13 protein-coding genes are annotated in these 12183 nt (G+C 70.6%); 6 read left to right on the top strand and 7 right to left on the bottom strand.

The window, feature by feature from the left end; translation table 11 throughout:
* Positions 1–277 precede the first annotated feature (277 nt).
* Positions 278–1123 (top strand): hypothetical protein, encoded by an 846-nt coding sequence (locus ACLJPY_RS02230; RefSeq protein ID WP_410586276.1) that lies wholly within the window; start codon positions 278–280, stop codon positions 1121–1123.
* A gap of 116 nt (positions 1124–1239) precedes the next feature.
* On the opposite strand, the gene ACLJPY_RS02225 is transcribed toward ACLJPY_RS02230, so the two are convergent.
* Positions 1240–2112, bottom strand: a complete 873-nt coding sequence (locus tag ACLJPY_RS02225) for a formate/nitrite transporter family protein (protein WP_410586275.1) — start codon at positions 2110–2112, stop codon at positions 1240–1242.
* Positions 2113–2511: 399 nt separating this feature from the next.
* Here ACLJPY_RS02225 and ACLJPY_RS02220 point away from each other — a divergent pair, with 399 nt between their 5' ends.
* Together ACLJPY_RS02220 and ACLJPY_RS02215 are read left to right on the top strand one after the other, a co-directional pair.
* Positions 2512–2994 carry a hypothetical protein gene (locus ACLJPY_RS02220; RefSeq protein ID WP_410586274.1) on the top strand — a complete coding sequence of 161 codons (483 nt, stop codon included), beginning with the start codon at positions 2512–2514 and terminating at the stop codon, positions 2992–2994.
* A gap of 176 nt (positions 2995–3170) precedes the next feature.
* Positions 3171–4067: an SDR family oxidoreductase gene (locus ACLJPY_RS02215; protein WP_410586273.1), complete on the top strand. Its 897-nt coding sequence runs from the start codon at positions 3171–3173 to the stop codon at positions 4065–4067.
* Between the two features lie 253 nt (positions 4068–4320).
* On the opposite strand, the gene ACLJPY_RS02210 is transcribed toward ACLJPY_RS02215, so the two are convergent.
* The 4 genes from ACLJPY_RS02210 to ACLJPY_RS02195 all read right to left on the bottom strand — a co-directional run bounded on the left by ACLJPY_RS02210 (position 4321) and on the right by ACLJPY_RS02195 (position 7084).
* Positions 4321–5025 carry a GAF and ANTAR domain-containing protein gene (locus ACLJPY_RS02210; RefSeq protein ID WP_410586272.1) on the bottom strand — a complete coding sequence of 235 codons (705 nt, stop codon included), beginning with the start codon at positions 5023–5025 and terminating at the stop codon, positions 4321–4323.
* Between the two features lie 127 nt (positions 5026–5152).
* A complete protein-coding gene (locus tag ACLJPY_RS02205) occupies positions 5153–5560 on the bottom strand; it encodes an STAS domain-containing protein (RefSeq protein ID WP_410586271.1) in 408 nt (135 codons plus the stop codon).
* Between the two features lie 313 nt (positions 5561–5873).
* Entirely contained in the window at positions 5874–6092 is a 219-nt protein-coding gene (locus ACLJPY_RS02200) for a DUF2188 domain-containing protein (RefSeq protein WP_410586270.1), read from the bottom strand.
* A 191-nt stretch (positions 6093–6283) separates the two neighbouring features.
* Positions 6284–7084 (bottom strand): esterase/lipase family protein, encoded by an 801-nt coding sequence (locus tag ACLJPY_RS02195; protein WP_410586269.1) that lies wholly within the window; start codon positions 7082–7084, stop codon positions 6284–6286.
* A gap of 298 nt (positions 7085–7382) precedes the next feature.
* On the opposite strand from ACLJPY_RS02195, the gene ACLJPY_RS02190 reads away from it, so the two are divergent.
* The gene (locus ACLJPY_RS02190) at positions 7383–7991 is read left to right on the top strand and encodes an ATP-binding protein (protein ID WP_410586268.1); all 609 of its coding nucleotides are present in this window, start codon (positions 7383–7385) and stop codon (positions 7989–7991) included.
* Positions 7992–8298: 307 nt separating this feature from the next.
* On the opposite strand, the gene ACLJPY_RS02185 is transcribed toward ACLJPY_RS02190, so the two are convergent.
* Positions 8299–8481: a hypothetical protein gene (locus ACLJPY_RS02185; RefSeq protein ID WP_410586267.1), complete on the bottom strand. Its 183-nt coding sequence runs from the start codon at positions 8479–8481 to the stop codon at positions 8299–8301.
* A 320-nt stretch (positions 8482–8801) separates the two neighbouring features.
* A complete protein-coding gene (locus ACLJPY_RS02180; protein WP_410586266.1) occupies positions 8802–9428 on the bottom strand; it encodes an O-methyltransferase in 627 nt (208 codons plus the stop codon).
* 575 nt (positions 9429–10003) lie between these two features.
* On the opposite strand from ACLJPY_RS02180, the gene pfkB reads away from it, so the two are divergent.
* Positions 10004–10939 carry a 1-phosphofructokinase gene (gene pfkB / locus ACLJPY_RS02175; RefSeq protein ID WP_410586265.1) on the top strand — a complete coding sequence of 312 codons (936 nt, stop codon included), beginning with the start codon at positions 10004–10006 and terminating at the stop codon, positions 10937–10939.
* Between the two features lie 95 nt (positions 10940–11034).
* The gene (gene mtlA / locus ACLJPY_RS02170; RefSeq protein ID WP_410586264.1) at positions 11035–12144 is read left to right on the top strand and encodes a mannitol-specific PTS transporter subunit IIC; all 1110 of its coding nucleotides are present in this window, start codon (positions 11035–11037) and stop codon (positions 12142–12144) included.
* Positions 12145–12183: the final 39 nt, after the last annotated feature.

The raw sequence follows: 12183 nt of genomic DNA, 5'->3' as shown, positions 1-12183 counted from the left end.
ATCACGAGATGTGCGCTCCGGCAGCCCGGCCGGAGAAGATGCCGCCTTCGAGGACGCAGTTCGACGCAAGGTGACGATTCCGGCCGGAGCGGTCGCTGCGGACATCCAGGTTCTCGAGATCGAGGAGCTCGACCGCGGCCGGCCGAGCTGTCCGGGCACCGGGCCGGCGTGGCCGGCCCGGATGGCGATCGGTCGGAGACCGACTCGTCGGGGGCGACGTCGAGGGTGTTGCCCGGTCCCGGGGCACCGGTTGCGGACGGGCTGGCACACTCGGGCGGTGATCCTCGGATACGTCCTCGCCGTGCTGGCCGCCATCGCCTCGGGCAGCGGTTCCATCCTGGAGTCGGCCGGGGTCCGGCGGGCCGGTGCCTTCGGCGGCTCGCCTCAGGACCTGGTCGCGTTGCGCCGGCAGCCGCTCTACTTCCTCGGGGTGGGGGTTGATCTGCTCGGGTTCGTCTTCGCCGCCGCCGCGTTGCACCGCCTGCCGCTGTTCCTGGTCCAGTCGGTGCTCGCGTTCAGCGTCGGCGTGACCGCGACGGTTTCCGCGATCCTCGGTGTCCGGCTGGCCGGCGCCGGGTGGGCCGCGCTGGGGGTGGGTGCGATCGGCTTGGTTCTGCTGGGCCTGTCCGCGGATCCGGGTCCCGCGCGCCTGTTGCCGTCCGGGTGGAAGCTGCTGCTGGTGGGCGTGGCGGTGGTGATCGCGGTGATCGCGTTCACCGCTCAGCGCCGGGACGGCCGCTGGTCGCCGATCGTGCTGGGGTTCTGCGCCGGGCTGGGGTTCAGCACCGTCGGGGTCGCGGCCAGGACGCTCGACGCGTCCGGGCCGGTCTGGCGCCTCGTCCTGGAACCGGCGCTGTGGGCGATGATCGTCAACGGGCTCGTCGCGGCGGTGGCGTTCGCGATGGCCTTGCAGCGCGGCCGGGCGACGGCGGTCACCGCGATCATGTTCACCACCAACACGGCGGTGTCCTCGCTCATCGGCCTGGTGGTGCTCGACGACCGTGTCCGCGAGGGCTTCACCGCCGCGGCGGCGGCGGGGTTCGTCCTGGCGGTCGCCGGGGCGATCGGCACCGCGCACTACGCGGGTGCCCATCGGGCGGAGCCCAGTACTTCCGCTGCGTGAGCGAAGCCGGCATCGGGCGCTGCGCAACGGATGGGTGATCCGCCGGCCGATCGTGTCTTCGAGGCCGGGGCGGATGCCGGTGGGCAAACCGGACACCAGTCCGAAGTGGACGGCGCTCACGGCTTCGGCGGCCGGACCGCATCGGCACCGGAGTCCGCCCGGGCGTCGTCCTTGGCCCGTTCGTCTTTGGCCTCTTCGACCCGGTGGGTCACCCGCAGCAGCCGGATCGAGGTGACCAGGCCGATGCCGCCGACGATGTTGCCGAGTGAAGACCAGGCCAGCGCGACGGCCCAATCGCCCCACGAATAGTGCACCGCGCCGCCCAGCAGGCCGGCGAACATGACGATCGAGTCGAGGATCGAGTGGAACAGCTGGGCGCCGACGAGGAGGAACGACATGGCCACCGCGGCGACGAGCTGGACCCCCATCGCATTGGTCGCGTGCTGCATCCGGGTCATGAGCGTGATCACCGCGCCGGCCAGCACGGCCAGCAGCAGCGAGCGCCAGGAGACGCCGAGTTCGGCGTAGTGGAGACCGTTCTCGGCCGCGGTGTCGCGGAGCTCGGGCAGCGCGACGACGATCATGCCGGCCATCACGAAGCCGCCGGCCAGGTTTGCGACCAGGGTGACCAGCCACAGCCGGAGCAATCGCGGCCAGGTACCCATGCCGGAGACCAGCGCGATGACGGGGACGAGGAAGTTCTCGGTGAACAGCTCGCTGCGCGCGAGCAGCAGCGCGACGAAGCCGATGGTGAACGCCGCGGCGCCCAGCAGCGGCCGGCCGGTCTGGTGCTCGACCACCAGGTAGGCCAGCACTCCCACGGCGACGTCCACGCCACCGAGCAGGCCCGTGGCCACCAGCGGCAGCAACGGACGCCCGAGCCGGTCGCGGCCTTCGGCGACGATCCGGTCGAACGCCTCCTCCACCTCCGGTTCGGTACGGCTCCCGGCCGAGGACCGCAGGGGCAGGCTCCCGTCGTCACCTGACATCGCGTCTCCAGCCCGTTGCGATCCGCGCGTACCCGGATCGGGTATCGCCGACTGCGCGCTTACCCGGAGGGACGAGAACTACTCGCCGCCGTGTCAGTCCGTTGCGCCCGGCGAGGCGGCCGAGCGGGACCGGCCGGCACGACCGGAGGCACCTGGTGCGCGGCGGTGGTGGCGGCGCGACGACTGCCTTCGCCCTGGTTTTCCAGCGCCACTGGCATCGTCACCGAACGCGACGACGACGGCATGGTCGCGATCTTGGTCATCGCCCTCGTTGCCGCAGGCGTCGTGGGTGCGTTCGTTCGCTGTGCCGCCGCCGGGAGTCTTCGGTTCGCCGGCCCTCGGCCGGAACCGGGTTGACGTCGACACCGCTCCGGTCGGATCGAGGTGTACCACCTGCGGGTGTCGGTGGTACACCTCGCGGGTTCAGTCGGCGGGGTGGAGGCTGGTGTTGCGTCGTCGGGCTTCGTGGAGCTGGTCTTCGAGGGAGATGATGCGGCAGGCTTACTCGTAACCGAGAACCACCTGCCAATCCGATGGGACTGCGGTACCCGCGCGGCACTACTGCCCAGCCGCTGCGGGCGATCCGATGATGTGCCTTTCCCTTCTCTCCTGTGTTTCCTTCTTGGTGCTGCGTACTGCTTCTGCGGTCACCACCGGCTGGAACCGAAACCGGCTTTCAAGACGACCGAGTTTTTCGTATTCCTGGCGGGTGTCGTGGCGATCGTGATCACGGCCCTGACGGTCGACGGTGACGCCGGCACCGGTGGTGACCCGTTCAACGCCGAGCAAGCGTTGCGCTACATCACGTTCCTCGCCATCGGCTACATGATCAGCCGCGGCTTGGCCAAGGCCGGTGCTCGTCAGCGCGCCGATCGCCGCTGATCGGTTCCGGACCGCTCTTTCCGGTGGAGCGGACAGTCCGAGCTGAGCCCGGGAGCGTCCAGCGCGCTCCCGGGCTCAGCGGGTCTGGGGAGCTGTGCCCCCCGGTGGGATCTTGACCGCGGCTTGGACCGCGCCGGACCGGGTATAGGCACCGGGACGACCTTGAGGAGGCGGATATGGCGGAAGACCAGCACAGCCAGGAGACCGCGGAGCGGCACCCGAGCCCGGAAGAGCAGGAGGGGCAGCAGCAGCCGCACCCGGGCTCTGGCGAGGCGATGGACCCGGCACCGGACCACGGTGAGGAGTCCTACCGCGGCAGCGGAAGGCTCGAGGGACGCCGGGCGGTGATCACCGGCGGGGACTCCGGGATCGGCCGTGCGGTGGCGATCGCGTTCGCCCGGGAGGGCGCGGACCTGGTGTTGTCGTACCTGCCGGAGGAGCAGGACGACGCCGAGCGCACGGCGGCGCTGGTGCGCGAGGCGGGCCGGCGGGTCGTGCTGGTGCCCGGGGACATCCGCGACGAGCGGCACTGCACGAAGATCATCGACACGGCGGTGTCCGAGCTCGGCGGTATCGACGTGCTGGTGAACAACGCCGCCTACCAGATGGCCCAGGAGGAAGGCCTGCTCGCGATCTCCACCGAGCAGTTCGACCGGGTGCTGAAGACCAACCTGTACGCGATGTTCTGGCTGTGCAAGGCCGCCGTGCCGCACATGCCGAGGGGATCGACGATCATCAACACCTCGTCGATCCAGGCGTTCCAGCCGTCGCCTGAGCTGCTGGACTACGCCACGACCAAGGCGGGAATCGTGAACTTCACCAAGGGGCTGGCCCAGGACCTGGCCGGCCAGGGTATCCGGGTGAATTCGGTGGCGCCGGGTCCGGTGTGGACCCCGCTGATCCCGGCCACCATGCCGGCGGAGAAGGTGGACTCCTTCGGCGAGCAGACCCCCATGGGCCGCGCCGGGCAGCCGGCCGAACTCGCCCCGGCGTTCGTGTTCTTCGCTTCCCAGGAGTCCAGTTACGTAACCGGCGAAGTCCTGGGGGTCACGGGCGGCCAGCCGCTGACCTGACCGGATCGGCGAAGAAGCACCGCTTCCGCTCGGCGAAGGGTGGGGGGACCCTGCGAGCGGAAGCGGCGGCTGAAGGGTCGGTACGGGGGCCGCCTCTCGGCGAGTGGCGCGACCCGGCTCCGGCGTGAACCGGTGGTCCGGGAAGGCGGAAGGGGTGAGGCCCGGGGGACTCCGCCGTACCGACACCCCTTACAACGCCCGGAGCGGCCGGGTGTTCCCCGGCGACGACGCCGGCGGGGGTGACGTGCGTCGCTCACAGCTCTCGGCGGTGTTCGACGAGCCAGGTGGCGACTTGGTGCAGCTTTATGTTGCCCTGCTGAGAGGCATCGACGAGCATCCGGAACGCCCCCACCGGGTCGACGTCGTGGCGCTGCATCAGGATGCCCTTGGCCATGCCGATGGTGTCGCGGTGCTCGACCGCCGCGCGGAGGTGGGCCTCCTGCTGGGCGGCGGACAGTGCGATCGCGGCGTGGGTAGCGAACATCCGGCCGTCCTGCTCGGTGCGGTCGCTGAAGGCGTCCGGGTGGCCCGAGTAAAGGTTGAGGGCGCCGAGGGTGCTGTCGGTGAGGAACAGCCGGTAGGACAGCATCGACCGCACCCCGGTGCGGGCGGCGACCGGCGCGAACTGCGGCCAACGGGGCTCGGTGGTGAGGTCGTCGACGCGGAAGATTTCGTGTTCGGCGATGGCGTCGACGCACGGGCCTTCGCGGGTGCGGTACTGGATCCGGTCGATCTCGACGACCAGGTCTGCGGTCGGGGCGACGGTCCGGATGCGTCCCCGGCGTTCGGCGAGGGAGATCCCGGCCTGCTCAGCACCGTCGACGTGGTCGACGGCGGCCTTCACGATCGCCTGCAACGTCGTGTCGACGTCCGGCTCGGCTTGCAGCGTGCGCGCGATCCGGCCGAGGACCTCGGCGAGCCCGGTGTCGGCCTCGGTCCCGTGTTCGCTGCGGTTCATCCCCGCCTCCCGCCCTGTTTCGACACTGCCGGATACCCACATCGGGGTCGATCAGCACATGGGGTTCGCGACGGAGGGCCGGTCCGCCGGGACAGCGCGCCTGGTGGATTCTGAAGGCGCCGAGGGGTCAGCGACCCGGAATCGCGGCCGTCGGCGGCGGGGACAGCGGGACTTCGCGCAGGGCGTCGGCGAGGATCGGGTAGACCGCGACGTGGGTGTCGATGCCGAAGATCCGCAGTGGCCGAAGGACCGCCCGGGTTGTGGAGACGATCCCGATGCGGCGGTGCTCGGCGCGGGCCCGGCTCGCGGCGCCTGCGAGAGCACGCAACCCGGCCGAGCCGAGGAAGGTCACCCGGGACAACTCCAGCACGAGGCAAGCCGGCGAATCCTGCCACAGCGCCCGCTGCAGCAGCCGGACGGATCCGGTGTCGATTTCTCCGGCGGCGGTGATGATCGCCAGGTCGTGCCGCCACGGGACGAGCCGCACGGTCAGGATCATTTCGGCGTATTGGTGGATGGATTTCCGCTTCGCCACGGGTGATGGATATGCGGAATTCGGAAATGGTGCAGGCATGGCTGGGTGCTCCCGAAAGATTCGGGGCGAAGCGTCGGTGCGGCCACCGAGAAGAGTTGAGCGCAACAAGGGGGAGGCCCGGCACCTCGCCGTGACATGCGCCGCCGGGCGAGGATGGTACGCAGCTAGCAGGCTCAACCACGCTTTCCAGCACTGTAGCCGCTGTTTCGGCTCTTGTCGCGGTCGGCAGACGTCCGAAAGGGATTTCACATGTGGACGATCGTCCCGACGTGCCGGCCGGAAGTCGTTGCACCAGAGCCGCCGGGCTGACTGCTCAGCGCCTCGACGTGCGGGGCCGAAAGCTCTTTTCGCTCTCGATTCCGCCGTCGCAGTCGTGGATGAAGTGGCTGACACGTCGTTTCTTCGCTGTCTGGCGGCCGGTCAGCACGGAGTCCACCCGGTGCAGCGAGGTGTTGGAAGCGCGGACGCCGCCCTCGACCCGGTTCTTCCAGTGGCCCTCTTCGAAGTAGGTGTGCACGTCGCCTTCAACCATGGGAAGCCCCTTCAACCTGCTTTGATGATCGCGTTGGCCGGCGACGCGCGAGCTGAGGTTGAACCCGAGGCCACGTCGAGGGCGGACCACGGGGATCCGGCGTCGGTGGTGGCTGCCTGCCTCACTGGGCGAGTACCCCGGTCAGCCCCGTCCAACCGTCGTGATGGGAAGCAAGCCTGGCGATCCGCTGTTCAGCCCACCTGGGCGAGGGCGTGCTCATCGGTGTCGTCGGCCCAGGCGGTGAGAACGGGTTCGATCGCCGTGTACACGTCGGGGTCCAGGGGCAGGCCGAGGTGGGTGCTGCCGACCTCGGCGTGGGTGGCGCTGGGGTCGAGGGAGGACTGCCACGGCACGATCGCGTCGCGGCGGGAGAACACCGACACCGCCGGGACGCCGGGGGACAGCGGGGCCGCCAGGCCGGCCACGTGGTCGTCGCGGCAGCCACCGGTGAGGCAGTCGGCGGTCAGGAGTCCGGGCAGCCCGGCGGCGGAGAGCCGGGCGAGCAGGCGGGCCGCGCCGAGGACGACGGGGTGGGCGCCCAGGGGGTCCACCACCGGCGAGCCGAGCATGAGCAACCCGCGCACGAGGTCAGGTCGACGGGCGGCAGCCAGCCGGGCGAGACCGCCGCCGCGGCTGTGCCCGAGCAGCACGACGCGGCCTCCGGTGTCGCGGACGTGTTCGGTGAGCTGCGCTTCGAGCTGGTCGACCAGCTCGCCGGTGCAGCCGATGTCGAAGCCGATGTCGGCGTTCCGCGGTGTGAATCCGCGGGCCTGGAGCCACCGGCGGGTCAGGGCGAGGCTGGGGGAGCCGACGCAGAAGCCGGGGACGAGCAGCACGCCGAGTCCGTGTCCACGGTCTTCGCGGCCGGTGCGCCACACCGGGTGCCGGAGCAGGCGGGGCAGGTCGCGCAGCGAGGTGTAAGCGTTTTCGCGGGCGAGCAACCGCACGGCGCCCGCGGTGGCGGCGAGCGCGGACGCGCTTGACGGGAGCATGGCCCTCCTCAGGGTGGATGCGGCCCGGATACCGCACGACGGTCTCGGCAAACTGTGTCGAATCCGCCGATGTGCGGCTCGCCACTGCCGGGCTGCTCCGCACCATGACGACGGCGACCCACGGACCGGCTTGTGTGCTGCCGCTACGCCGCGACTGCGACGCCCGACCCGGGTTTGCGGGTGACCGCGCCGGCTGCCGCGGGAGTGGCCCGGCAGCGTCTCGATTAGGCGCCGGAGTCACGGGTAGCCACTGCTGAAGCCGCACTCGTGGGGGGACAGTGGCGGGAGGATTCGCGAAGTGGAAGTGACCTGGCAGGGCACCGACCGAGCTGGGTGGCGAGTCCTCGAACTCGGCGGAGCTGGTCTGTCGGACCTGACGGGCGCGCGCCGGTGGGCCGACGCATTGCTGGCGACTCTTGACGCACCGCACCGGGTCGACGTTCCGGTGGTGGTGGCTGAGCTGCTGGAGAACGCTCATGTGCATGCCGGCGGTCCCCGTGAGCTGCGGATCCACCGCACGGAAAGTCCTTGCCGGGTGACGATCGCAGTCGCTGACACGGGGACCGGGACGCCGCGGCTGCGCGTTCCGGACGCCGGCAGTGGTGGTCGTGGTCTGGCGCTGGTCGACCACGTGAGTGTCTCGTGGGGGTGGGCCACCACGACGACGGCAAGCTCGTCTGGGCCCGGCTCCAGTGCCCCGAACCAGAAGCCGGCTACTGAGGCAGGTCGCCGGTGCCGGCGAAGTCGAGGCGCTCGGCGACCGAGACGGCTTGGTCGGCGAAGCGTTCGCAGAAGCGGGTGGGTCAGGGCCGCGGTGACGCCGGGGTGGGCGAAGCGGGCGGTGTCGGCGATGTGCGCGGCCGTGCTGTGGGCTTGGGTGGGACGGTCTGCGGTGGCTCTGGTCTGAACCGCCGCAGACCTGGCCTCCCGAACTCGGGCCCGGAGGCCGCTGTCTGGTGACTTGACGTCAGTCTGCTCTCCGGTCAAGGGCGGTGCCAGAGCCGAATGCCTTGCCGACCGTTGCTCACCCGTCCGGGGGTAACTAGTGTGCGGACGGTAGAAGGAGTGTGACGTAGTGTGCTGCAACGTAGGGGCGTAGCCGGGCTAGGAGCGGCCGGTGAGCCAGGCGCGCGCGTCGGCGACGGTCGGCCGGATGGTCATCGTGCGGTCGAGGGCGGTCGGCTGCAGCGGGCGAAGCACGATGCGGTGGTCGCTCACCAGGCCGAAGCCGACTCCGGCGGTTTCGGCCGCTGCGGCGAGATCTGCAACGCGGCCAGTCCCGCCGAGGAAAGGAAAGCGACGCCGTGGAGGTCGGCGATGACTCCGGCCGGCTCTTCGGCGGCTTCGAGCGTCAGCTGGGTGACCGCGGAGAGGTCCACCACGAACGTGGTCGCCACCGGAGCGCCGCCGGCGCAGCGATGAGCTGTCCGGCGGCCTGGGCGTCGAGGTGGTCATCAGTCGCGCGCACGGTGACCGCGTCTTCGGCCGCGTCAGGTCGGGCCGTTCTGTGCTCGCTGTCGTGAGGTTCGGTAGTCGTGCTCATCTACCCGTCCCATCGGAGTGTCTGCACGGATCCCGCGGGAGCCCCGAGGGTATCGGGTTCAGCTCGCGCTGTTGACGACGCTGTTGACGAACCTTCCCGCAACCGCTGCCGGGCGCGGCTTCGGCGGCGGTGGTAGGGCCGGATCGCCGATCGTCCGGACCTAGTCGTGCTCCTTCAACAAGCCTTGCGGACCAGGGTGAGGCCGTCGCCCGTCGGGAGCAGTGACGTCTCCACCCGCGGGTCGGTCCGCACGATGCGGTCGAACTCGCTCGTGGTGGGGCCGGCGGCGGGCGGGGTGCCCGCGATGACGAGGATGCCGTCCGGCGACAGCAGCGTCAGTGCCGCGTCGTAGAGCGCGGCGGAACCCGGGTGGCCGGCGGCGAGGAAGACCAGGTCGAACGTGCCGGGCCCGTACTCGGCGAACAGCGCGTCGAGCACCGCGGCCGCCGGGGCGATCCGCAGGTCGATCCGGTCCGCGACGCCGGCGCGCCGCCAGTGCGGCCGGCCGAGCGCGGGCCACCGGGCGGTGGTGTCGCAGGTGATCAGCAGGCCGTGGCGGGGCAGCGACCGGGCGATGCACAAGGTGCGGTACCCGGTGGAGGTGCCGACCTCCACCACCGTCCGCGCCCGCGTGAGCTCGACCAGCTGCTCGAGCAACCGGCCTTCCTCGGCGGACACCCGCGTCGCCGTCGGCAGCGACGCGGTTTCTTCACGCAACTCGCGCAGGATCGCGTCCTCGGGCCGGGCTTGTCCGCTCACCTGCGTGAGCACCTCCGAGGTCGCCAGCAGTTGGCTCGCCATGGGCCTGAGCGTAGGCGCGCGAACCCCGTGGAAATGTCTAGAACTGTGGGAGCAGACAGGCGGGCCGCGACCGTCCGGCTTGGGATCGGGTGCGAATCCAGATGACGGCCACAGCTCTCGGCCCGGCGAGACCGCGGTGTGGCCCCCGGCTCGCTCCGGCGTGGGTTCCCGGTGTTGGCTCGGCGGCCCGCGATGGGTCCGGTGGGGAGCGCGAGCGGAAATCGCGGGCCATCAGGATGTTCACCCTGTAGCTAGCGGAACCGGCAGCGAGCCGGTGTGTCGAGTGGCGTCCCGGCTTGACGGCCGTCCGGGTGCCGTCCCGGCCGCGAACCCGGGAAACCGCACGTGAGCAAGGTGGATCGGCACGCCGACCGCGATGTGGTTTTGTGTTGGTTTTGCGCCTGCGGGCGCGGTGCTCCGGACTTGCCGAGCGTGCCAGTGCTGCGGTAGACGAGCCGACGGTCCGCAGGCAATCGGTAACGGTGAGGTCTCCGTCACGATTGGGGCTTGCAAACACAGACGAACGCAGGCAACATCACTCAAATCAAAGTGGTTCTCGGCGGAGGTGTGCTGAAGTGTTCGTGACCCTGACGGCGAACCCGAGCGTCGACCGCACGGTCGAGGTGGATCGGCTCACCCGGGGTGGCCTGCACCGGGCCGCCGGCGCCACCGTCGAACCGGGCGGCAAGGGCATCAACGTCGCGCGGGCGCTGGTCCGCAACGGACACCAGGCCCGGGCCGTGGTCCCCGCCGGTGGCGCCGAAGGCGATCAGCTGATCAGCCTCCTCGAGCACTGCGACATCGACGTGGTCCGGGTGCGCACGGAAGAACCCGTGCGCAGCAACATCAGTGTCGTCGAGCCGGACGCCACGGTGACGAAGCTGAACGAGATCGGCCCGCGGCTGTCGGCGCGGGAGATCGAGACCATGTGCGACGTGCTGCTGGCCAACGTGGCCGACGCGCGGTGGGTGGTGGCGGCGGGCAGCCTGCCGCCCGGGGTGGACGAAGACTTCTACGCCGCCCTGATCGGGCGGCTGGCCCCCACCGGTGTCCAGGTCGTCGTCGACACCAGCGGCCCGGCGTTCCGCGCGTCGGTGAAGGCCGGGCCGGCGCTGGTCAAGCCGAACCTCGACGAGCTCGAGGAAGCGGTCGGCCGTCGGCTCGACACCGTGCGGCACGTCGTCGACGCGGCGCAGGAGCTGCGTTCGCTCGGTGCGGGCAAGGTTTTGGCCAGTCTCGGCAGCAAGGGTGCCGTGCTGGTCGAAGACGCGGGGATCTGGTGCGCCAACGCATCGGCCGAACCGCGGAGTTCGGTCGGTGCCGGCGACGCGATGCTCGCCGGTTTCCTGGCGGCAGGGGGGAGTGGCCCGCAGGCGCTGGCCACCGCCGTCGCCTGGGGTGCGGCCGCGGTGTCGCTCCCGGGGAGCACGATGCCGGGGCCCGAAGACGTGGAAGCACGTCGAGTGCGGATGGACCCGCAGCCCGGCTGGGACGAGAAGGTTCGCGAATAGCGCCTGCGGCGCAGGCGAGAACCGGTTCGCTCCGGTATCCGCCATCGGCTGATGGCGAAACCCTCAAAACACCTTTCCAGAAGAGGAAGCCAACGATGACTACCACTACGGAGATCGACGAGGAAACTCCGTCGAGGGCGGAGCGCGCGCGGGTCTCGATCCAGCGCTTCGGCGGTCAGCTCGCCAGCATGGTCATGCCGAACATCGGGGCGTTCATCGCCTGGGGCCTGATCACCGCGCTGTTCATCCCGAGCGGGTGGACGCCCAACGCGCACATCGCCGAGCTCGTCGACCCGATGATCAACTTCCTGCTGCCGGTCCTGATCGGGTACACCGGCGGCCGCCTGGTCCACGGCCAGCGCGGTGCGGTCGTCGGTGCGGTCGCGACGGTCGGGATCGCGGTCGGCGCCTCGATCCCGATGTTCCTCGGCGCGATGATCGTCGGTCCGCTCGGTGGCTTCCTGATCAAGCTGTGGGACGAGAAGGTCGGCAGCAAGACCGCGCCGGGCTTCAAGATGCTCGTCGACAACTTCAGCGCCGGCATCATCGGCGGCGCGCTGGCGGTGCTCGGCCTGCTGGGCATCGGCCCGGTCGTGCAGAGCATCACCAAGGGCCTCGGGCACGGCGTGCAGGCCCTGATCGACGCCCACCTGCTCCCGCTGGTCTCGATCATCGTCGAGCCCGCGAAGGTGCTGTTCCTCAACAACGCCATCAACCACGGCGTGCTCAGCCCGCTGGGCGTCGCCGACGCGCTGCACGACGGCAAGGCCATCGAGTTCCTCATCGAGCCGAACCCCGGCCCGGGCCTCGGCATCCTGCTGGCGCTGACCTTCTTCGGCGCCCGCAGCGCGCGGGCCACCGCGCCCGGCGCGATCATCATCCAGTTCTTCGGTGGCATCCACGAGATCTACTTCCCGTACATCCTGGCCACCCCGCGCCTGATCCTGGCCGCGATCGCCGGTGGCGCCGCCGGGGTCGCGACGTTCAGCATCTTCGGCGCGGGCCTGACGGCGACGCCGTCGCCGGGCAGCATCATCGCGGTCCTCGCGGTGACGCCGAAGGGCGGTTACGTCGGGGTCATCGCCGGCGTGCTCGCCGCCGCGGTCGTGTCGTTCGTCATCGCCGCGGTCCTGCTGAAGTTCGGCAGGGACGCCCGCCGGGAGGAACGCGAACTGGCCGTGGCGAACGGCGGGGCCGTCGCTTGACGGTCAGGCTTGGCGATCATCGTCGATCGAAGGAAGGAA

The organism is Amycolatopsis sp. lyj-23 (genome assembly GCF_046549135.1).
GTDB lineage: Bacteria > Actinomycetota > Actinomycetes > Mycobacteriales > Pseudonocardiaceae > Amycolatopsis.
The sequence above is the reverse complement of the archived record's forward strand: the minus strand, read 5'-3'. Positions and strand labels throughout refer to the sequence as shown.